Source organism: Demequina lignilytica (assembly GCF_030418305.1).
Classification (GTDB): Bacteria; Actinomycetota; Actinomycetes; order Actinomycetales; family Demequinaceae; genus Demequina; species Demequina lignilytica.
In genome coordinates this window covers 588,163-609,047 of sequence record NZ_JAUHPX010000001.1, presented here as the reverse complement: position 1 = coordinate 609,047, position 20,885 = coordinate 588,163, and the positions used below count along the sequence as shown (strand labels likewise).

Sequence of the window (20,885 nt, the reverse complement as noted above, 5' to 3'; positions counted from 1 at the left end):
AGGAGCGCGCATGCGCCTCACGAAGCACGCCCACGCGTGCGTGGAGATCGACGCCGGCGACGGGCACCTCCTGATCGACCCGGGCGGCTTCACGCCGGACGCCGACGAGCTGATCGCGCGGACCTCGGTGATCCTCATCACGCACGAGCACATGGACCACGCCAACGTGGGGGCGATCGGAGAGGCGCTCGAGTCGCGTCAGGACCTGCGGGTCTACGGGCCGCAGGCGGTCGTGGGCGAGTGGGCCGAGCGCCTGCCCGCCCAGGCGAAGGTGGTGGCGCCGGGCGACGCCCTGCTGATCGACGGGATCGAGGTCACCGTGCACGGGGGCCTGCACGCGATCGTGCATCGCGACCTGCCGCGCGTGGCGAACGTCGGCTACCTCATCGACGGCACCGTGTTCCACCCCGGAGACTCGTTCGAGGTGCCCGGCGTCCTGATCGACGTCCTGCTGCTCCCGGTCTCGGGTCCGTGGATGAAGCTGTCCGAGGCGATCGACTACGTCCGGGCCGTGGCTCCGGCGCGGGTGATCGGGATCCACGAGCGTGCCACGAGCGAGATCGGGCTGCGGCTGCTCGGCTCGCACTTCCGGCCGGGCGGGCTCGTGGAGATCCCGCTCGAGCTGCCCGCGCCCGGGGAGCTGGTCGAGCTGTAGCGGAGCGCGGTCGAGGGCATGGCAATGGCACTCCCGACTTGGTGGCATGATGAAATCATCAAGTCGCGCCACCGGGCGGCGCGGGGACGAGGTGGGTCATGCACACGGGGCGGCCGCTCAACGAGGTCAAGGCGGACCTGTTCAAGGGGCTCGCCCATCCGGTGCGCATCCGGGTCCTCGAGCTGCTCGCCGAGTCGGACGAGACCACGGTCGCCGACCTGCTCGATCGCACCGGGCTCGAGCCGTCGCACCTGTCCCAGCACCTGCGCGTGCTGCGGGGCTACGGACTCGTCCTGTCCGAGCGCACCGGGAGCTCCGTGTCCTACCGGTTGGCCCACCCGTCCGTCGCCGGTCTGCTCGCCGCCGCCCGCATCGTCCTGCGCGACGTCCTCGAGGCGCGCGGCGCGCTCGCCGAGCTCGACCGTGCCGACGCCGTGACGCCGGCGCGATGACCGGAGGATCCATGATCGCCGGGATCCGCGGGCTGCTGCCCGGTCCCACGGACTACGCCGGGTTGCGCCGCTCGTGGCGAGGGGACCTGCTGGCGGGCGTCAGCGTCGGCGTCGTGGCGCTGCCGCTCGCGCTCGGGTTCGGCGTGACCTCGGGCGCGGGAGCCGAGGCGGGCCTGATCACCGCGATCGTCGCCGGCCTGGTCGCCGCCGTGTTCGGCGGGTCGGGCATCCAGGTGTCGGGGCCCACCGGCGCGATGGTGGTGGTGCTCGCCCCGATCCTCGCCAAGGAGGGCGCGGGTGCGCTCGCGCTCGTCACCGTCATGGCCGGAGTGATCGTGATCGCCGCCGGAGCGCTGCGGCTGGGCCGGCTCGTCGGCCTGATCCCGTGGCCGGTGATCGAGGGCTTCACGCTCGGCATCGCGCTCATCATCCTCCTGCAGCAGGTCCCTGCCGCCGTGGGGAGCACGGAGGGCGCGCACGGGGCGAAGGCGTGGGCCGCGGCATTCGCGGCCGTGACGCACGCCGACTGGTCGGCGGCGTGGCGGACGCTCGCGCTCGTGGCGTCCGTGGTGGTCATCATGGCCGTCTGGCCGCGGGTCTCGCGGGTGGTGCCCGGCACGATCGTCGCGATCGTCGTCGCGACCGGCGCCGTCGTGGTGCTCGGCTGGGAGGTTCCCGTCATCGGCGAGCTGCCCGCGGGGCTGCCGGCGCCGGCTCTGCCCGAGACGAGCCTGGGCGCGCTCGAGGCCCTCGCGATGCCGGCGCTCGCCATCGCTGCGCTCGCGGCGATCGAGTCGCTGCTGTCCGCGCGCGTGGCGCATGCGCGCGCCGTTGTGAGCGGCTACGACGCGGACCGCGAGCTCGTCGGTCAGGGGCTCGCCTCGATCGCCTCGGGCCTCGTCGGCGGGATGCCCGCCACGGGTGCGATCGCGCGGACCGCGGTCAACGTGCGATCCGGCGCGCGGACGCGGCTCGCGGCCGTGACGCACGCCCTGGTGCTGCTCGGCGTGGTGGTGGTCGCTTCCGCGGCGGTCGCGCGGGTGCCGCTCGCGGCGCTCGCGGGGGTGCTGATGGTCACCGCGGTCACCATGGTCCGCCCGGCCGTGGTGCGCTCCGTGATGCGGGCGTCGCGACAGGATGCCGTCCTCTTCGTCGTGACCGCGCTCGTCACGGTGAGCGTCGACCTGATCTATGCGATCGCGATCGGCGTCGCCGGTGCGGCGCTGTTCGCGCTGCGCGCGGTTGCGCGGGCCGCGGGAGTCCACCGCGAGGAGCTCCCGGGTGACGCGGCGCACGGCGACGAGCGCATCGCGCTCCTTCGCCTCGACGGAGCCCTGTTCTTCGGCGCCGCGGACCGGGTGCTCGAGCGCGTGGCTCGCGTCCACGGGGTCGAGGTGGTGATCCTGCGCATGTCGCAGGTGCGCATGCTCGACACCACGGGCGCACAGGTGCTCGGCGAGGTGGTGGCGTCGCTGGAGAGGCGAGGCGTCACCGTGCTCGTCAAGGGTGTCCAGCCTCGCCATCTGCCGTTGCTCGAGCACACGGGCGCGCTCGATGCGCTCGCCGACACCGACCACCTGGTCGACGATCTCGATGCCGCGGTCGCGAAGGCCAGGGCGGTCGTGTCCGCGGGCTGATCCGCGTGGTCGGCGCCGCGAGCTAGGCGTCACGAGCTAGGCGTCACGCAGCGCGAGGGTCGCGCGCGCCGCGTCGGCCAGGGCCGCCCCGTAGGCGCGGCCGTGCCCCGCCGCGTGGACGGCGAGGGGATGCAGCTGGTGCACGGGGACCCTGCTCCTCCACCCTGCCCGCAGCGGCGCCGCCTCCGCGTAGCCGGCCACCGCATCGTCCAGGAACGGCAGCCCGAACAGGGCGAGCATCGCGAGGTCGGTCTCGGGGTGCCCGCCGTGCGCGGCCGGGTCGATCAGCACCACGCCGTCGGGCGACCAGAGCACGTTGCCCGACCAGAGATCGCCGTGGATCCGTGCGGGAGGCGCGGGGTCGTCGAACGCGCCCGAGGCGATCAGGTCGCAGGCGTCGCGGACGATGCGCGCCTCGCCGTCGTGCAGGTAGCCGGCGGCGAGCGCCGGCGCGAGGAACGGCAGCACACGTGCCTCGGCGTAGAACGCGCCCCAGCTGTCCGCGGCGGTCGTGGGCATCTCCCGGCTGCCGATGAAGAGCGGTCCGTCCCAGCCGGCGGGGCGGGCGCCGAACGCGTGCGCCCCCGCGGCGTGCGTGCGGGCGAGGGCACCGCCGAAGGCGTGGGCGGCGGCCGGCGACGGCCGTGCCGGGACGATGCGCTCCAGGACGATGCGCCCCGGCGCGACCTCGACGACCGTCACGGTGCGCGCGCCGCCGGGAGCCGTGGCGAGCCAGGCGAGGCCCGCCGCCTCGGCCTCGTAGAAGCCCGATGGGGCGCCGGGGTCGGTCTTGAGATGAGTGTCCATCGGTCCTCAGTGTCCCGCAGCGCGCGCCGCGGCGCTCTCAGCGGTCCTGAGTGTCTTGGCGGGTTGGTGGGGGGGTCAGGTGGCGGCGCGCGGCAGCACGCGCGCCAGGATCAGCACCGCCACCGCGGACAGCGGCATGAGCATGAGGCCGTAGCGGATTCCCGTGGCGTCCGCGATCAGACCCACCAGCGGGGGCGAGACCAGGAAGCTCGCGCGCAGCAGCCAGCCCATGTAGGTCAGCGCGGAGCCGTGCTTGAAGCCGGGGAGGTCGTCGGCCGCGGCCATCGCGGACGGGATGAGCGTCGCGACCCCGAAGCCGGCGGCGCCGAATCCGATCACCGTGCCCCACACGGTCGGGAAGGCGAGCGCCGTGCCCATGCCGGCCAGGCCGATCGCGGCGCCGGCGCGGGCGACGGCCCGCTGCCCCCAGCGGTCCACCATGCGGTCTCCCGTCAGGCGGCCGACCATCTGCATCGCCTGGAGCGACACGAAGCCGAGCGCGGCGATCGAGGCGATGGCGCCCAGCTCGTCTCGCAGGTAGCTCGCGCCCCACGTCGCGCCCGCGTCCTCGACCCAGGTGCCCGACATGGCGATGATCCCGAGCGCCACCAGCAGCGCCCAGGTCCGGCCCGAGACGGAGGTCCGAGCGCCGCGCGGGCCCGGCCCGGCGGGCGCGTCCGACGGGGAGCCGTGCGCCTCGGGGGTCGAGGCGCTGACGTCCCCGCGCGGATCGGGTCCGCGCATCAGCAGGCGGTGACCCGCGACGTTGATGATCGCCACGAGCGCCGCGACCACGCCCAGGTGGGCGCTCAGCGGCAGCCCGAGCCCCGCCGCGGCCCCGCCCGTGAGGCCGCCGACCACCGCGCCCATCGACCAGACGCCGTGCATCGCGTTGAGGATCGAGCGCCCGTAGCCGCGCTGCACCCGCAGCCCGTGGGAGTTCTGCGCGACGTCGGTGAGCGAGTCGAAGGCGCCGGCGAGGAACAGGGCTCCGGCGAACAGGATCCCCGTGGGCGCGACGCCCGCCAGCGCGGACGCCACCGCGAGCGCGATCGCGCCCGCCGTCGCCACGTTGCCCGAGTGGAAGCGGCGGATCAGCGGTGCGGCGGCGAGGCCGAGCGTGAGCGCGCCCACCGGCATCATCGCGATGGCGAGGCCGAACTGCGTGTAGCTCAGCCCGAGCTCGGTCCTCACCTCGGGCAGGCGGGGCACCAGGTTCGCCCAGGCGACGGCGTTGGTGAAGAACAGCAGCGTCACGCCCAGGCGGGCGCGGCGGAGGTGCGGGGCGACCATGCCCCGCTCGCGGGGAGCGGTCACAGCGAGACCCTACCGGCGCGGTCCGTGGGTCACGCGACCATCTCGACGTCGGCGACCAGCAGGGCGTCCGGGCGCGAGGACGGGCCGACGAGCACCTGGAAGGCGCCCGGCTCGACGATGCGCTCGCCGCGCGCGGTCACCATGGTGCAGTCCGCCACGGGGATCGCGACGGTCGCCTCGACGCTCTCGCCGGCGGCGAGGTCGACCTGCGTGAAGCCCTTGAGCTCGCGGTCGGCCCAGGTCGCGGACGTGGTGACGTCGCGGACGTAGGCCTGCACCGTCTCCCGCACGGGACGGGTGCCGGTGTTGGTGACGGTGACGGTCGCCTGGATGGTGTCCGCGAGGGTCAGCCTGCCGGCGGCGAGACGGAGGTCCGCGTAGGCGACGCTCGAGTACGACAGGCCCTCGCCGAACACCCAGCGGGGCTCCTGCGTGAGGTCGGCGTAGCGGTATCCGTGCTGCGCCTCGATCTGGTTGTAGAACGTCGGCTGCTGGCCCACGTGGCGGGGCCAGGAGATCGGCAGGCGGCCCGAGGGCTCGATCGCGCCGAGCAGCAGCTCGGCGAGGGCGGTGCCGCCGGCCATCCCGGGGTTCGCCGCCCAGATCACCGCGGCCGTACGCTCGGCAGACGGGGGCAGCACGTGCGGCTTCGACGCGAGGACCACCAGGATCACCGGGGTGCCGGTCTCGACGAGCGCGTCGAGCAGCGCGACCTGACCGCCGAGCAGCTCGAGCGTCGCCGTCGACTTGCCCTCGCCCACCAGCTCGATGCGGTCGCCGAGCACCGCGACCACGGCATCCGCGCCCGCGGCCGCCGCGACGGCCGCGTCGATCATCTCGCTGTCCGGCTCGACGGGCATCGCGATGTGCGGGCGCGGCTGCCCGTCGGGGAAGAACGCGCCCTTCGGGTCGGGGCCGGTGGTGATGATCTCGGCGCCGCGTGCGTGGCGGACCTCGCTGCCGGCCGGAGCGGCGGCGCGGAGGCCGTCGAGGACGGTCGTCGTCAGCTCGCGCGGGTGGCCCTCCGCGAGCCAGTCGGCCTGCCCCGAGCGGCCCGCCCAGTCGCCGAGCATCCAGTCCGCGTCGTCGGCGTTGGGGCCCACGACGGCGAGGGTGAGCGGACGGTCGTCGGGGAGAGGGAGCAGCCCGTCGTTCTCGAGCAGCACCAGCGATCGGCGCGCCACCTCGAGGTTGAGCTCGCGGTGGGCGGGAGCCTGGATCACCGCGGCCTGGCGCTCGGGGTCGGCGGCGCGGCGGTCCTCGAAGAGCCCGAGCTCGAACTTCAGGGTGAGGATGCGCGCGACGGCCTGGTCGATGCGCGACTCCTCCAGGAGCCCCTGCGCGACCGCGTCCTGCGCGCCCTGGAAGAAGGCCGGCGTGGTCATGATCATGTCGTTGCCGGCGTTCACCGCGGCGGCGGCGGCGTGCGCGTAGTCCGGGAACAGGCGCTGCTCGCGGACCAGGTTGCCGACGTTGTCCCAGTCCGTGATGAGGGTGCCGCCGTAGCCCCACTCGTCGCGGAGGACGTCCTTGAGCAGCCACTCGTTGACGGTGATCGGGACCCCGTCGATCGCCTGGTAGCCGAGCATGAACGTCCCGCAGCCGGCGCGCGCGACGCGCTCGAACGGCGGCAGGTACCAGGAGCGGAGCTTGCGCGGGGAGATGTCGGCCTCGGAGGCGTCGCGTCCGCCCTGCGTCTCGGAATAGCCCGCGAAGTGCTTGGCGGTCGCGAGGATCGCCGTCGGGTCCGACAGCCCGTCGCCCTGGTAGCCGCTCACCATCGCGGCGCCCAGCTCGCCGAGCAGGTACGGATCCTCGCCGAACGTCTCGGAGACACGTCCCCAGCGCAGGTCGCGCGCGATGCACAGGACGGGGGAGAAGGTCCAGTGGATCCCGGTCGCCGAGACCTCGACCGCCGTGGCGCGGGCGACCCGCTCGACCAGCGCCGGGTCCCAGGTCGCCGCCATGCCCAGCTGGGTCGGGAAGATGGTCGCGCCCTTGAAGAAGGAGTGGCCGTGGATGCAGTCCTCGCCGATCAGCAGCGGGATCCGCAGCCGGGTCTGCTCGACCAGCGCGTGGGCGAGCTCGAGACGCTCGGGCGACGCGTGGAGGATCGAGCCGACGTGCAGCTCCTCGATCAGGTGCGGGACGCCCGAATAGGTGTGCATCTGGATCATCTGCCCCACCTTCTCGGGCAGCGTCATCCTCTCCAGCAGGTCGGCGACGCGGTCGGCGACGGGGAGCGAGGCGTCCAGGTACTGGGGTGCGGTCACGGCGGGTCCTTTCGCGCGGTGAGGGCTGCTGGTGTCAGAGTTCTACCACATGGTAAAACAGAAGTCGAAACGTTGCGACAGCGGTCCGCGACGCGCTCGGCGCGACGGACGATGCGGGGGTGGAGATGGGCGGGCACGAGCTCAGCGCGAGGGGCGCGGGGACGCGGGCGCTCATCCTGGACGCGGCCGTCGACGCCTTCGCCGAGTCCGGTTACGCCGCGGCCTCGGTCCGCGAGATCGCCGCGCGCTGCGGGCTCACGCATCCGGCGCTGCTCTACCACTTCCCGACCAAGGCGGCGCTGCTCATGGCGGTGCTCGAGCGCCGCGACAGCGTGGGTGCGCCGGGCGGCGGCATGGACGCGCTCCACGGCGAGGACCTGCTCGCGCACCTGGTCGAGACGGCCGCCCGCAACGCCGCGGCGCCCGGGATCGTCGAACTGTTCGCCACGCTCGCGGGCGAGGCGACCGCGCCGTCCCATCCCGCCCACGACTTCTTCGTCGCCCGCTACGCGAGCCTGCTCGGGATGGTCGAGCGCGCCTACCGCGAGCTCGCGGAGGACGGCCGGCTGACGCCCGGCGTCGACCCGGCGGACGCGGCGCGCCGCCTCGTCGCCGTGATGGACGGGCTCCAGGTCCAGTGGCTCCTCGACCGCTCGGTGGACATGGCGGCGGGCGTGGCGGCGCAGGTGAGCGCTCACATCGTCACTCCTGGTTGACGACCCTTTTCGACGGACGTCCAGAAGTCGGGACGGAGGTCCCGCGATAACTGGATGATGCATCAATAAGTTGGCCGCAGGCGCTACCCCCAGCGCCGCCGGGCCCCGGCCCGCACCTCATCTGGAGAGAACAATGGCAGACACCGTTCAGACCGCGGAGGCCGCGGTCGTCACCCGCTCGAAGGTCGGCTGGACGCTGCTGAGCGTCACCCGCATCGCGCTCGGCTTCTACTTCCTGTGGGCCTTCCTCGACAAGCTCCTGGGCCTCGGCTACTCCGTGTGCCGGACCGTCGCCGAGGACGGGACCTTCACGATCGACGCCTTCTGCGAGAGGGCGTGGGTCAACGGCGGGTCCGTGACCGAGGGCTACCTGGTCTACGGCGGCAACGTCAACAGCCCGTTCCACGAGTTCTTCGTGAACCTCGGCGCCGAGCGCTGGACCGACTGGCCGTTCATGCTCGGCCTCGCCGGCGTCGGCGTCGCCCTGATGCTCGGCATCGGCACCAAGATCGGCGCGTGGTCGGCCGGCCTCATGCTGTTCTTCATGTACCTGACGCAGATGCCGACGGTCACCAACCCGATCCTCGACGAGCACCTCATCTACATCCTCGCGATCGCCGCGATCGTGCTGGTCGAGAAGGAGCGCCAGTCGGTCGGCCTCGGCCGCTGGTGGCGCTCGCTGCCGGTCGTGCAGAAGAACGGCTGGTTGGTCTAGCCGACCGCTCGTCGAGCCCCCGGTCCGCCACCCTCCGCGGCGGACCGGGGGCTCGTCGCGTGTGGCGGTCGCGTGTGCCCTGGAAAATCCGTGTACGCGGAGTACCGTGGACCTTGCGGACACCGGTGTCGCACCTGGCGCCGTGCCGTCTCATGAAGGGGGATGCAGTCATGGCAACAGCGGAACCGACCACCACGAGCGAGGTCACGCGCAGCCGCGCGGGATGGGCGCTCCTCAGCATCACGCGCATCGCGCTGGGCTTCTACTTCCTCTGGCCGTTCTTCGACAAGCTGATCGGGCTCGGCTACTCGACCTGCAAGGACTCGGAGACCGGCGTCACCACCGTCATGTGCGACCGCGCCTGGCTCTCCGGCGGTCACGTGACCGAGGGCTACCTCGGCTCGGCCACCGGGCCCCTCGCCGACTTCTACTCGAACCTCGGACAGTACAGGTGGACCGACTGGATCTTCATGATCGGTCTCGCCGGCATCGGGCTCGCGCTGATGCTGGGCATCGGCACCAAGGTCGCCGCGTGGACGGCGCCGCTCATGCTGCTCATGATGTACACGTCGCACCTGTGGCCGACCACGAACCCGTTCCTGGACGACCACATCATCATGGGCCTCGCGATCCCTGCGATCGTGCTGGTGGAGCTCGAGCACCAGTCGATCGGCCTCGGCCGATGGTGGCGCGGGATGGTCGGCGAGAAGAGCTGGCTGGTCTGAGCCCAGCCGCCCGGGGCCTCCTCAGCCGGCTCCGGGCAACGTACGGCGGGTGCGCCCCTCGCGGCGCGCCCGCCGTTCGTGCCTCAGCTCGCGCGCGACCACCAGGGTGACCTGGGGCAGCAGGTCACGGGAGCGCTTCACCGCCCACGGCAGGCCGTTGACCACGAGCCACGCGACCACGGCGAGAGCGCCGGGCGGCGCCGGTGCCGCGGGGATCCCCTCCACGGCGGGCCACTCGCCCTCGACCGCCCGCGCGCCGGCGCGAGCGAGCGCGCGGTGTCCGGCCGGCGAGGGATGGATCCGGTCGACGTGCCACGCGCGGCGACCCAGCGACGCCAGGAGCGTCGCCCCGTCGATCACGACCGCGTCGGTGGGTGCCACCGCCCGCGCGATCGCCCCGTTCACGGCGCCGATGCGCGCCGCCATGGCCTCCGCGACGGCCTTCGGGGCGAGGTCGAACAGCCCGATCCGGTCGAGGGAGACGGTCACCACGCGGCAGCCCGCATCCTCCAGGACGTCGATGACCTGCCCGAGCGCGGTCTCCAGCTCGACCGGGGAGAAGTCGCCCCGCAGCGCATCGTTGCCGCCGACGGTGATGAGCGCGAGGTCGGGCATGGCCGCCAGCGCGGCGGGGAGCTGACGGTCGCGGAGATCGCGCGCGCGTGCGCCGTTGCGGGCCAGGTTCAGGAACGAGGCCGCGCCGAGCGCGCGGGCGGCCAGCGCCGCCCATCCGACGTCGCCGCGCGCGTCCTGCACCCCGTCACCGACGCCGAGCGTGATCGAGTCGCCGAGCGCGACCACGCGGGGCCCCGTCATCGCAGGCCCGCCAGCGCGCCGACGTGGAGCGCCCGCATCCGCGCGACGGTCGCGTGCCACGGCAGCTCCTCCGCGCGCGAGCGTGCGGCGAGCCGGCGCTCGCGCCCGTCCCGCGCGAGGATCGCCTCGACGCCGTCGGCGAACGCGTCGGGCGTGCCCTCGGCGCCGATCCCGGCGGCGCCGACCACCTCGGGAAGCGCCGACGCGCGATTCACCACCGCCGGGGTGCCCGAGGCGAGCCCCTCGAGCGCCGCGAGCCCGAAGGTCTCGATGGGACCCGGTGCGACCAGCACGTCCGCGCTGGCGAGCAGGGCGGCATAGGTGCGGCGGTCGTCGACGAAGCCGACGAACTCCACCGGCAGGTCGCGCGCCCGGCGGCGCAGGCGACGGTCCAGCGGGCCGGAGCCTGCGACGACGAGCCGGACGGGGCGCCCTCGCGCGGCGAGCTCGCGCACGGCCTCCACCGCGATCTCGGGCCGCTTCTCCGAGGACAGCCGGGACGCGAGCACCACGAGCGTCTCCTCGGGGCGCGCAAGTGCGCGGCGCGCGAGGGGCGAGTGCCGCCGCGGATCGAACGTCAGGAGGTCGACGCCCAACGGGACGGTGTCGACGCGCGCGCCCGCCCGAGCGAGCTCCTCGCCGGCGAACGAGGTGGTGGCGACCACGAGGTCGAACCGGCGGGCGACGTCGCGGGAGTGAGCGGCGGCCAGCCGCCGTGCGGCTGCCACCCCGGCGCGCGGCGCGAGGCCGGCGAGGACCCCGTCGGCCCGTTCGTGCGCGACGAAGGCGGTCACGACGCGGCGCCGTCGCGCCCAGTCCGCGAGCGGGATCAGCGTGGTGCGATCGTGGACCTCGAGCGCGTCGGGAGCGAACCTCGCCAGGATTTCCTTCACGGCGGCGAGCCTCGTGATCACGCGATAGCCGCCGGAGCCGGGCAGCGCCGGGCTGTGCAGGGTCACGAGGTGCCCCTGCGGCGTGTCCTCGGCGTGATCGCGGTCGCCCGGCACCACGAGCAGCACGTCGTCGCCGCTGTCGACGTAGCCGCGTCCCAGCGCGCGCAGCGCCGTCCGCAGGCCGCCGGAGCGGGGGCCGTGGAAGTTGGCGACCTGGGCGATCCTCATCGGTGCGCTCCCGTGGGCGCCGTGACGGCGCGGTAGTGGTCGACCAGGGTGGCGCACACGCGCGGCCAGGTGCGGCCCTCCACCGAGACGCGGGCATGAGCGCCCATCAGGAGGCGCAGGTACGGGTCGTCCACCAGGGACTGGACGGCGTGAGCCATCTGGTCGAGCCGTCCCGGCGCGTAGAGGAACCCGTTCTCACCGTGCCGGATGAGATCCACCGGGCCGCCGGCACGAGGCGCGATCACCGGCACCCCGGCGGCCAGCGCCTCCTGCACCGACTGCCCGAAGGTCTCGAGCTCGCCCGGGTGCACCATGACGTCGAGGCTCGCGACGGCGCGGGCGAGCTCGCCGCCACCGAGGAACCCTGCGAACTCCGCCTCGGGGACCCGGCGGCGGAGGCGGGCCCCCTCGGGTCCCTCGCCGATCACCACCACCCGGACGCCCGGCATCCGGGCGATCCTCGCCAGGTCGCCCACGCGCTTCTCGGGGGCGAGGCGCCCGACGTAGCCCACGACGACCTCGCCGCCCGGCGCCCACCGCGCGCGGAGCGCGGCGTCGCGGCGGGACGGGTCGAACCGCACCGTGTCCACGCCGCGGGGCCAGAGCGCGAGCCGGTCGACGCCGAGAGCCCCGAGCTGGGCGATCGCCGCGGTCGACGGCGCGAGGGTGAGGTCGGCTGCGGTGTGGATGCTGCGCACGCGATTCCAGAGGAGCGGCTCGCCCCAGGGGGCGCCGTACGCCGCCGCGTAGGACGGCACGTCCGTCTGGTACACGGCGACAGCCGGCACGCGGACCGCGGCGGCCGCGCGCACCGCGGCCCAGCCGAGCACGAACGGCGACGCGAGGTGGACCACGTCCGGCGCGGTCCGCTCGAGCACCCGCGCGAGGGTGCGGACGCCGCGGGTGGCGACCCGCACGTCGCGGTAGCCCGGCCAGCCGACGGCGGGCACGTGGACCACCGGGGCGTCGCCCACGCGGTCGGGCGCCCCGGGTGCCTCGGGTGCGATCACCACGGCGTCGTCGCCGCGGGCGGCGAGGTGATCCAGGACCCGCAGGAGCGAGTGGGTGACCCCGTTGGTGTGGGGGAGGAAGGACTCTGCGACCAGCGCGATCTTCACACCCTCACGGTGACAGCCGCGGACGACGGAACGGTGACCGCCCGCTTGAGCGCCGGTGACCATCGGGTGACCATCCGGTGACGAGGCCGCCGATGCGGCCCGTGCCAGACTTGCCCCATGTCCGTCACTGCTCTGGTCCGTCACGGCCTCGCCGCGGCGGCGGCGCTGCTGGCCGCGCTCGCGCTCGCGGCGCCGGCGGCCGCCCACACCGCGCTCGTCTCCTCCAGCCCCGCCGACGGCGACACCGTCACAGAGCTCACGGAGGTCTCCCTCGAGTTCACCGAGCAGCTGCTCGACATCGGCAACGAGCTGGTGCTGGTGGCGCCCGACGGCACCCCCACCGAGCTCGAGATCGGTGACGTGACCGAGACCGTCACCGCGCCCGTGCCGGAGGGAGCGATCGCGCCGGGGGAGAACACGCTGCGGTTCCGCGTCGTGTCGGCAGACGGCCACCCGATCGAGGGATCGATCGCGTTCACCTACGCGCCCGAGGAGCCCACGCCGAGCCCCGCGCCCGTGGTGACGGTGACGGCGACGGCGACGCCCGGATCGTCCCCCTCGGCCTCGGAGACCCCGGAGTCGTCCTCGCCGACCCCGTCGGCGACGCCCGACGCTGTCGCCGCGACCGCGGGGGTGCCCGGCTGGGGCTGGATCCTGGGGGGCGCGGGCGCCATCGCCGTGGTCGCCACCGCGGTGATCCTGATGCGAGGTCGCGGCGCGGGACGGGGGTGACGATGCCGATCGACCCGCAGACCCTCTCCGCCACGGCGCAGGACTACGTGAAGATCGTGTGGGGCGCCACCGAGTGGTCGGACGCGCCCGTGACCACCAAGATGCTCGCGGAGCGCCTCGGGGTGTCCGCCCCGACCGTGTCCGAGAACGTGCGCAAGCTGGCGGCCGCGGGCCTGCTCGATCACGAGCCCTACGGGGCGATCACGCTCACCGCCGACGGCGAGCGGTGCGCGCTCGACATGGTGCGGCGGCACCGCCTGATCGAGACGTTCCTGGTCACGCAGCTCGGCTACGGCTGGGACGAGGTCCACGACGAGGCGGAGGTGCTCGAGCACGCGTGCTCCACCCGCATGATCGATGCGCTCGACCGCATGCTGGGCCACCCGACCCGGGATCCGCACGGCGACCCGATCCCGACCCGCTCCGGGCGCATCGAGGTGCTCGACGGCACCGGCCTCGACGCAGCCGACGCGGGGCAGTGGCGCGTCACCCGCCTGTCCGACGCCGACCCCGCGGTTCTGCGGGACCTCTCGGCCCTAGGATTGGTGCCGGACGCAACGATCCGGGTGCTGGGGAGGACCTCGGAGGGTGTCCAGGTCGCCGTCGATGGTGAGGCGGAGACCGCCACCATCCCTCCGGCCACCGCGGTGGCCGTCTGGCTCATCCGCTAGGACGCTCATGACCGCTCTGCCCCCGGCCTCCGAGGCCGGCGCCCCGCGCTGGCTGCTGCCCCGGACCGCTCACGCGGCCCACCCCGGGCTGGTGCTGGCGGGGTTCGTCATCGCGGGCCTGGCGATCGGGCTGTCGCAGCAGGGCGCCGCCGGCGTGATCCAGGACCAGGTCAGGTCCTTCGGCACCACGGTGGACATGATCGGCTACACGATCGTCGCGTACGCGCTCGGCGTGGTGGTCGGGGCCCCGGTCCTGATGGTCGGGCTGGCCCGGTGGAACCGGCGCCGGCTGCTGCTCGCGATGTCCGCGGTGTTCGTCGTCACCTCCCTGCTCACGGTGATCGCGCCGTCGGTGCAGGCGCTGCTCGTGATCCGCTTCCTGGCGGGCCTGCCGCACGGCGCGCTGCTCGGCACCGCCCTGTACGTCGGGGTGCTCGTGCTGGGCCAGGAGCGCCGCGGCCAGGTCATCGCGACCGTGATGTACGGGCTGACGGCCGCGACGGTGATCGGGGTGCCGGGCATGCAATGGCTCTCCGAGGCCGCGGGCTGGCGCCTCTCGTACGTGGTGGTGACGGTGGTGGGCCTCGCCGGGTTCGGGCTCATGTGGGCCTTCGTGCCCTCGGTCCCCGGGGCGGCGGGGGGCGGGTTCCGGCTCGAGATGGCCGCGCTGCGCGGGCGGCTGCTGTGGACGGCGATCATCACGGTGACGGTCGGCTTCGCGGGTCTGGGCGCCGTGCAGTCCTACATGGTGCCGCTGCTCGAGGAGACCAACGGGTTCGCGACGTCGACCGTCACCCTGGTGCTCGCGGTGTTCGGCGTCGGCATGACCGCGGGCGCCTTCGTGGGCGGGCGCCTCACGGACTGGTCGGTGGTCGGCACGGCGCGCCTGTCGCTGGCGGGCATCGCGATCATGCTCGCCGTGCTCGGCGTGGTGGGCGACGACGGCTGGCCGGTGGTGCCGGCGCTCGTGCTGCTCGGGGTGTGCATCCAGACCTTCTCGCAGGCCGCACAGGCGCATCTCATGGACGTGGTGCACACCTCGCCGTCCCTCGGCGCCGCGCTCGCGCACTCCTCGCTGAACGCGGCGACGGTGGTGGGCACCGGCCTGGGCGCGGTGGTCATCGGGGCCGGCCTGGGCTACCTGGCGCCCGCCTGGATCGCGATGGCGCTGGCGCTCGTCGCGCTCGTGCTCGCGTTCCTGGGACCCGGGTACCGCGGCGCGCGGTGACCGCGACGCCCACTACCCTGGACCGCATGAATCTGCGCCTGGGCACCCGAGGATCCGCGCTCGCCACGGCTCAGGCGGGACAGTTCGCGGACGCCGTGGTCGCCGCCGGCGCCGCCCAGGGTGTCGAGGTCTCGGTCGAGCTGGTGACGGTGACCACCAAGGGCGACGTGGACAAGGGCTCGCTCGTCGGGCTGAGCCAGACCGGCGTGTTCGTGACCGCCCTGCGCGAGGCGCTGCTCGCCGACGAGTGCGACTTCGTGGTGCACTCGCTCAAGGACATGCCGACCGCGCCGTTCGACGGGCTCGAGACGGTCGCGATCCCCGAGCGCGAGGACCCTCGCGACGTGCTCTGCACGGAGGGCGAGACGCTCGAGGAGCTGCCGCACGGCGCGCGGGTGGGAACGGGCTCGCCGCGTCGCGCCGCCCAGCTGCTCGCGCTGCGCCCGGACCTCGAGGTGGTGCCGATCCGCGGCAACGTCGACACCCGCCTGGGCAAGGTCGGCGAGGAGCTCGACGGCGTGGTGCTGGCGGCGGCGGGGCTCAACCGCCTGGGCCGCGGTGCCGAGGCGACGGAACCGCTCAGCGTCGACCGGATGGTACCCGCGCCTGGCCAGGGTGCGCTCGCGGTCGAGATCCGCAGCGACGCCGCGCCCGCGCTGCGCGACCTGCTCGGCTCGCTCGATCACGCCGACACCCGCGCGGCCGTCACCGCGGAGCGATCCGCGCTCGCGACGCTCGAGGCGGGATGCGCGGCCCCGGTCGCCGCGTACGGCACCGTCGCGCGCGGACGCCTGACGCTTCATACCCGCGTGATCGGCGCCGACGGGCGGCTGGCGCTCAACGAGCGCAACATCGGCGTGCCGTCGGAGGCGGCCTCGCTGGGCCGGTCCTCCGGCTACTCGCTGCTGGGCCGCGGCGCCGAGCGCCTCATGAGGAGCTCGTGACCGCGCCGGGCGCCGGACCGCTCGCAGGCCGACGCCTGGTGGTCCCCGTCACCGCGGAGCGCCGGGCCTTCGCCGAGCAGCTCGAGGCGGAGGGCGCGGCCGTGGACGCGGTCGAGCTCATCGCGATCGCGCCGCCCGAGGACCCCGCCGCTCTCGCGGAGGCGACCCTCGCCTGGCTCGACGGCGCGTACGACTGGATGACGGTGACGAGCCGCAACGCCGTGATCGCGATGGACCGGATCGCCCGATCGCACGGCCGCGCGCTCGGCGAGCCGCAGCCCGGCGCGCGGGTGGCCACCGTGGGCGAGGCGACCCGCGGCGTGTGCGCCTCCGTCGGACTGACGGTGGACCTGGTGCCGACGTCGCGCGCCGACGCCCGTGGCATCGTGGCCGAGATGCCCGAGGGGACGGGCCGCGTGCTCGCGCCCCTGGGCAACCTCGCGTCGCCCGTGCTGGCGCGCGGCCTCGCGCGGAAAGGCTGGGCGGTGGACGCGGTCGAGGCCTACCGGACCGTCGACGGCCCGGGGATCGACGATGCGGTGGTCGCCGCCGTCGCCGCCGGCGAGGTCGACGCGATCCTGCTGACGTCGGGCTCGGTCGCGGAGCGGGTCGCCGCGGCATGCCCGGTGGTCGGACCCGGCACGCGCATCGTCGCGATCGGGCGCACCACGGAGGCCTCGGCGCGGGCCGCCGGGCTGCGCGTGGACGCCGTGGCGACCGAGCCGTCGTACGGTGGGATCCGGGCCGCGCTCGACGCGGCGATCGACGCCCAGGAACCCCAGGAGAACGCGTGATGCAGCATCGTCCCCGCCGCCTGCGTACCACGCCCGCGATGCGGCGCCTGGTGCGCGAGGTGCGCCCGCACGCCGCCGAGCTGGTGCTGCCGGTGTTCATCCACGAGGACCTCGCGGAGTCGCGTCCCATCGCGTCGCTGCCGGGCGTGTCGCAGCACCCGCTGAGCGCGGTGCCGGAGCTGGTGGCGGCCTGCGTCGCGGCGCGCATCGGAGGGATCATGCTGTTCGCGATCCCGTCCGTGCGCGACGCCGAGGGTTCGGGCGCCTGCGCCGCGGACGGGATCCTCAACCGCGCGATCGCGTCGGCCGCGGAGGCTTCCGGGGAGCGGCTGGTGGTCATGGCCGACCTGTGTCTGGACGAGTTCACCGACCACGGCCACTGCGGCGTGCTCGCCGCGGACGGCTCCGTCGACAACGACGCGACGCTCGAGGTGTACGCGCAGATGGGCGTCGCACAGGCGCGCGCCGGCGCCCACGTGCTCGGCCTCAGCGGCATGATGGACGGCCAGACCGCGGCCGTGCGCGCGGAGCTCGACGCGGCCGGCCTCACCGACGTGTCCCTGCTCGCGTACGCCGCCAAGTACGCCTCGGCGTTCTACGGGCCCTTCCGCGACGCGGTCGAGAGCCAGCTCGAGGGCGACCGGCGGACCTACCAGATGGATCCCGCCAACGGCCGCGAGGGTCTGCGCGAGGCGGAGCTCGACGCGCTCGAGGGCGCCGACATCGTCATGGTCAAGCCCGCGCTGCCCTACCTCGACGTGGTCGCCGAGGTGGCCGCGGAGTCGCGGGTGCCCGTCGCGGCCTACCACGTGAGCGGGGAGTATGCGCAGATCGAGGCGGCGGCGGCGAACGGCTGGATCGACCGTCGCGCCGCGCACCTCGAGGCGTTGACGTCGATGCGCCGGGCAGGCGCGGACATCGTGGTGACCTACGCGGCGCTCGAGCTCGCCGCCTGGCTGGAGGACCTGTGAGCAGCTATTCGGAGCGCGCCCGCGCGATCCTGCCCGGCGGCGTGAACTCGCCGGTGCGCGCCTGGAACGGCGTCGGGGGGGAGCCGGTGCCGATCGCGGCGGCGCGCGGCGCCCGGGTGGTCGACGCCGAGGGGCGCGAGCTGATCGACCTGGTCGCCTCGTGGGGTCCGGCCATCCTCGGGCACGGCCATCCCGAGGTCATCGCGGCTGTCCAGGAGGCGGCGGCGCGCGGCCTGTCCTTCGGGGCGACCACCGAGGCGGAGGTCGAGCTCGCGGAGCTCATCCGCGACCGGTACGCCCCGGCCGAGCGCGTGCGGCTGGTCTCGACCGGCACCGAGGCGACCATGACCGCGATCCGTCTGGCGCGCGCCGCGACCGGTCGCGAGGTGATCGTGAAGTTCGCGGGCTGCTACCACGGCCACTCGGACGCGCTCCTGGTGGCTGCGGGCTCCGGTCTCGCGACCGCGGGGGTGCCCGACTCCGCCGGCGTGACGCGGGGCGCCGCGCAGGACACGCTGGTGCTGCCCTACGGCGACGAGGCGGCGCTCACCGACGCCTTCGCGGAGCACGGCTCGCGCATCGCGGCGGTGATCACCGAGGCGGCGCCCTGCAACATGGGCGTGGTGCGACCGCCGGTGGGCTTCAACCGCCTGATCGCGACGCTGTGCCGCAACGAGGGCGCGGTCATGATCCTCGACGAGGTGCTGACCGGCTTCCGCGCGGGGCCCGCCGGCTGGTGGGGCGTCGAGCGCGCCCACGACCTTGAGGCCGGCCTCGACCCGTGGACACCCGACCTGGTCACGTTCGGCAAGGTCATCGGCGGCGGCATGCCGGTCGCCGCGATCGGTGGACGCCGTGACCTCATGGAGCAGCTCGCGCCGCTCGGACCCGTCTATCAGGCGGGCACGCTGTCGGGGAACCCGGTCGCGGTGGCCGCGGGCATCGCGACCATGGGCCTGCTGGACCAGGCCGCGCACGAGCGCCTCGCGGCGCTGGCGGACGCGACGGTCACGGGGGTGAGCGAGGCGCTCAGCCGGCACGGCATCGTCCACGCGGTGGGCCGGGCGGGGACGCTGTTCTCGATCTTCCTGGGCCTCTCGGAGCCGCCGGCCACCTTCGACGAGGTGTCCACGCAGGACACGGCGCAGTTCGCGCGGCTGTTCCACGCGCTGCGGGACGCGGGGATCTCCCTGCCCCCCAGCGCGTACGAGGCGTGGTTCCTCACCGCGGCGCACACCGCGGCGGACGTGGAGGCGATCGTCGCGGCGGTCGACGCCTGGGCGGCGACCGAGGCGGCCTGAGCCCAGCCCTCCCTCCCTCGTCCCTCCCACCCTCCCCCCCGCCGGGACACTCAGTACTGGTTTCTCGAGGTCGTTGCGCGGCACGGGACTGTGAGTACTTCTCGCGGCGGGCGTGGAGCTGGGAGGTGCCGGATCTCCCTCCGGTACTGACTGTCCCGTGGCGCGCAACCGGCGCCGAAGATCGGTCCTGAGCGTCCCGGCGAGATGGGGGGGCGAGATGGTGGGCGGCGGGGGATGTTACGGGGTTACTGTCTGCTCACACCGAGCGGTCGCGCGCGGTGAGCATCATCATCCCTGGTAGACATCCTTCTTCACGGACCTTGGTCCCGGGTGCAGAAGTTCTCACCTGGGCGGCCCTCGAGGTGTGAGGGAAAGTTCTCCCAAGTTTCATCTGGCGCGCCTGGTGGCGAAACACTCGCTCCCTACCTTCAGGAATGTCCGATTCGCATCGGGGTCCCCGCCCCGGTCGGACCCAAGTCCTGGGAGGGGCTATGACCACCACTGACAAGACCGACCTCACGGCCGTCGAGCCGGGCGTCGTCGGCAAGGGGCGCTGGATCGAGCGCTGGGAGCCCGAGAACGAGCTGTTCTGGGAGGCCCGCGGCAAGGCCATCGCGTTCCGCAACCTTGTGTTCTCCATCATCGCCGAGCACATCGGATTCTCCGTGTGGCTGCTCTGGTCGATCGTCGTCGTGCGCATGTACGGCACCTACGACGCCGCCACGGGCGAGCTCGTCGCCGCCGGCGCGAACGGCTGGGCGCTGACGGCCAGCCAGGGCTTCACGCTCCTCGCGGTGGCCTCCGGAGTCGGCGCGTTCCTGCGCATCCCCTACACCTTCGCGGTGCCGATCTTCGGCGGCCGCAACTGGACCGTCATCTCGGCGCTCCTGCTGCTGATCCCGACCCTGGGCCTCGCCTGGGTGGTGCAGGACCCGACCACGCCGTTCGGCATCCTGGTCCTCATCGCCGCGACCGCCGGCTTCGGCGGCGGCAACTTCGCCTCCTCGATGGCGAACATCACCTTCTTCTACCCGGAGAAGGAGAAGGGCTGGGCGCTCGGACTCAACGCCGCTGGCGGCAACATCGGTGTCGCGGTCGCGCAGAAGATCGTGCCCCTCGCGATCGGCATCGGCGCCCTGGGCCTCTCGGCCGCGGGCCTCGTCTACGTCCCGCTGTCCCTCGCGGCAGCGATCCTCGCGTTCCTGTTCATGGACAACCTTCGCGAGGCGAAGGCCGACCCGAAGCCCACCGCCAAGTCGCTCCAGCACGGCCACACCTGGCTGATGGCGTTCCTCTACATCGGCACCTTCGGCTCGTTCATCGGCTACTCGGCGGCGTTCCCCACGCTGCTCACCGTGGTCTTCGAGCGCGCCGACATCGCCCTCGGCTGGGGCTTCCTCGGCGCCCTCATCGGCTCGTTGGCCCGCCCGTACGGCGGCAAGCTCGCCGACCGTGTCGGCGGCTCCGTCATCACGCTCGCGTCCTTCCTGGTGATGGCCGGCGCGGGCTTCACCGCGGTGCTCGGGGTCCAGCAGAAGTCGCTGCCGCTGTTCTTCGTCAGCTTCATGGTGCTGTTCCTCGCGACCGGCATCGGCAACGGCTCGACCTACCGCATGATCCCGTCGATCTTCGCCCGCCTCCACAAGTCCAAGGGCGAGGACACCGAGGCCAGCCGCCTCGACTTCAAGCGCCAGTCCGCCGGCGCCGTCGGCATCATCTCCGCGATCGGCGCCTTCGGCGGCTTCGCGATCCCGTTCGTCTACAAGCTCTCGAAGGACATGTCGGGCACGATCGTCCCGGCCCTCCAGATCTACGTGGGCGTCTTCCTGGTCATGGCCCTCGTCACGTACGTGGCCTACCTCCGCAAGAACGCGACGATGCGGAACGTCTGA

The 20,885-nt window shown here is 73.8% G+C and carries 20 protein-coding genes; 14 read left to right on the top strand and 6 right to left on the bottom strand.

The window, feature by feature from the left end; all coding sequences use genetic code 11:
• The first annotated feature begins 10 nt into the window (after positions 1 to 10).
• The 3 genes from QQX10_RS02815 (at position 11) to QQX10_RS02805 (ending at position 2,744) form a co-directional block, all read left to right on the top strand.
• Positions 11 to 655 carry an MBL fold metallo-hydrolase gene (locus tag QQX10_RS02815; RefSeq protein ID WP_301120188.1) on the top strand — a complete coding sequence of 215 codons (645 nt, stop codon included), beginning with the start codon at positions 11 to 13 and terminating at the stop codon, positions 653 to 655.
• Between the two features lie 98 nt (positions 656 to 753).
• Entirely contained in the window at positions 754 to 1,107 is a 354-nt protein-coding gene (locus QQX10_RS02810; RefSeq protein ID WP_301120190.1) for an ArsR/SmtB family transcription factor, read from the top strand.
• An 11-nt stretch (positions 1,108 to 1,118) separates the two neighbouring features.
• Complete coding sequence (locus QQX10_RS02805; RefSeq protein WP_301120192.1) at positions 1,119 to 2,744, top strand: SulP family inorganic anion transporter; 1,626 nt, start codon at positions 1,119 to 1,121, stop codon at positions 2,742 to 2,744.
• Positions 2,745 to 2,780: 36 nt separating this feature from the next.
• Here QQX10_RS02805 and QQX10_RS02800 read toward each other — a convergent pair whose 3' ends face one another.
• The 3 genes from QQX10_RS02800 to QQX10_RS02790 all read right to left on the bottom strand — a co-directional run bounded on the left by QQX10_RS02800 (position 2,781) and on the right by QQX10_RS02790 (position 7,141).
• On the bottom strand, positions 2,781 to 3,551 hold the full coding sequence (locus tag QQX10_RS02800; protein ID WP_301120194.1) for a fructosamine kinase family protein: 771 nt from the start codon (positions 3,549 to 3,551) through the stop codon (positions 2,781 to 2,783).
• A gap of 75 nt (positions 3,552 to 3,626) precedes the next feature.
• Positions 3,627 to 4,868 carry an MFS transporter gene (locus QQX10_RS02795; RefSeq protein ID WP_301120196.1) on the bottom strand — a complete coding sequence of 414 codons (1,242 nt, stop codon included), beginning with the start codon at positions 4,866 to 4,868 and terminating at the stop codon, positions 3,627 to 3,629.
• A gap of 29 nt (positions 4,869 to 4,897) precedes the next feature.
• Positions 4,898 to 7,141 carry a glycoside hydrolase family 3 N-terminal domain-containing protein gene (locus tag QQX10_RS02790; protein ID WP_301120198.1) on the bottom strand — a complete coding sequence of 748 codons (2,244 nt, stop codon included), beginning with the start codon at positions 7,139 to 7,141 and terminating at the stop codon, positions 4,898 to 4,900.
• 125 nt (positions 7,142 to 7,266) lie between these two features.
• Between QQX10_RS02790 and QQX10_RS02785 the strand changes: the two genes are divergently transcribed.
• The 3 genes from QQX10_RS02785 (at position 7,267) to QQX10_RS02775 (ending at position 9,297) form a co-directional block, all read left to right on the top strand.
• The gene (locus QQX10_RS02785) at positions 7,267 to 7,857 is read left to right on the top strand and encodes a TetR family transcriptional regulator (protein ID WP_301120543.1); all 591 of its coding nucleotides are present in this window, start codon (positions 7,267 to 7,269) and stop codon (positions 7,855 to 7,857) included.
• Positions 7,858 to 7,990: 133 nt separating this feature from the next.
• The gene (locus QQX10_RS02780) at positions 7,991 to 8,572 is read left to right on the top strand and encodes a DoxX family protein (protein ID WP_301120200.1); all 582 of its coding nucleotides are present in this window, start codon (positions 7,991 to 7,993) and stop codon (positions 8,570 to 8,572) included.
• Positions 8,573 to 8,742: 170 nt separating this feature from the next.
• On the top strand, positions 8,743 to 9,297 hold the full coding sequence (locus QQX10_RS02775; RefSeq protein ID WP_301120202.1) for a DoxX family protein: 555 nt from the start codon (positions 8,743 to 8,745) through the stop codon (positions 9,295 to 9,297).
• 21 nt (positions 9,298 to 9,318) lie between these two features.
• On the opposite strand, the gene QQX10_RS02770 is transcribed toward QQX10_RS02775, so the two are convergent.
• Genes QQX10_RS02770 through QQX10_RS02760 form a run of 3 tightly spaced genes read right to left on the bottom strand, consistent with a single transcriptional unit; the run spans position 9,319 to position 12,352 of the window.
• A complete protein-coding gene (locus QQX10_RS02770; protein WP_301120204.1) occupies positions 9,319 to 10,113 on the bottom strand; it encodes an SGNH/GDSL hydrolase family protein in 795 nt (264 codons plus the stop codon).
• Positions 10,110 to 11,234: a glycosyltransferase gene (locus QQX10_RS02765; RefSeq protein WP_301120206.1), complete on the bottom strand. Its 1,125-nt coding sequence runs from the start codon at positions 11,232 to 11,234 to the stop codon at positions 10,110 to 10,112. Before QQX10_RS02765 ends, QQX10_RS02770 begins: the two co-directional genes overlap by 4 nt.
• A complete protein-coding gene (locus QQX10_RS02760; protein WP_301120208.1) occupies positions 11,231 to 12,352 on the bottom strand; it encodes a glycosyltransferase family 4 protein in 1,122 nt (373 codons plus the stop codon). The genes QQX10_RS02765 and QQX10_RS02760 overlap by 4 nt, the downstream gene beginning before the upstream one ends.
• A gap of 117 nt (positions 12,353 to 12,469) precedes the next feature.
• Between QQX10_RS02760 and QQX10_RS02755 the strand changes: the two genes are divergently transcribed.
• The 8 genes from QQX10_RS02755 (at position 12,470) to QQX10_RS02720 (ending at position 20,885) form a co-directional block, all read left to right on the top strand.
• Positions 12,470 to 13,084: a copper resistance CopC family protein gene (locus tag QQX10_RS02755; protein WP_301120210.1), complete on the top strand. Its 615-nt coding sequence runs from the start codon at positions 12,470 to 12,472 to the stop codon at positions 13,082 to 13,084.
• Between the two features lie 2 nt (positions 13,085 to 13,086).
• On the top strand, positions 13,087 to 13,755 hold the full coding sequence (locus QQX10_RS02750) for a metal-dependent transcriptional regulator (protein WP_301120212.1): 669 nt from the start codon (positions 13,087 to 13,089) through the stop codon (positions 13,753 to 13,755).
• Positions 13,756 to 13,762: 7 nt separating this feature from the next.
• Positions 13,763 to 14,983 carry an MFS transporter gene (locus tag QQX10_RS02745; protein WP_301120214.1) on the top strand — a complete coding sequence of 407 codons (1,221 nt, stop codon included), beginning with the start codon at positions 13,763 to 13,765 and terminating at the stop codon, positions 14,981 to 14,983.
• Between the two features lie 26 nt (positions 14,984 to 15,009).
• Complete coding sequence (gene hemC, locus QQX10_RS02740; RefSeq protein ID WP_301120216.1) at positions 15,010 to 15,927, top strand: hydroxymethylbilane synthase; 918 nt, start codon at positions 15,010 to 15,012, stop codon at positions 15,925 to 15,927.
• Complete coding sequence (locus QQX10_RS02735; RefSeq protein ID WP_301120218.1) at positions 15,924 to 16,721, top strand: uroporphyrinogen-III synthase; 798 nt, start codon at positions 15,924 to 15,926, stop codon at positions 16,719 to 16,721. Before hemC ends, QQX10_RS02735 begins: the two co-directional genes overlap by 4 nt.
• On the top strand, positions 16,721 to 17,692 hold the full coding sequence (hemB, locus tag QQX10_RS02730) for a porphobilinogen synthase (RefSeq protein WP_301120220.1): 972 nt from the start codon (positions 16,721 to 16,723) through the stop codon (positions 17,690 to 17,692). The genes QQX10_RS02735 and hemB overlap by 1 nt, the downstream gene beginning before the upstream one ends.
• A complete protein-coding gene (gene hemL / locus QQX10_RS02725) occupies positions 17,689 to 18,993 on the top strand; it encodes a glutamate-1-semialdehyde 2,1-aminomutase (protein WP_301120222.1) in 1,305 nt (434 codons plus the stop codon). The genes hemB and hemL overlap by 4 nt, the downstream gene beginning before the upstream one ends.
• A 491-nt stretch (positions 18,994 to 19,484) precedes the next feature.
• Positions 19,485 to 20,885 (top strand): MFS transporter, encoded by a 1,401-nt coding sequence (locus tag QQX10_RS02720; protein WP_301120224.1) that lies wholly within the window; start codon positions 19,485 to 19,487, stop codon positions 20,883 to 20,885.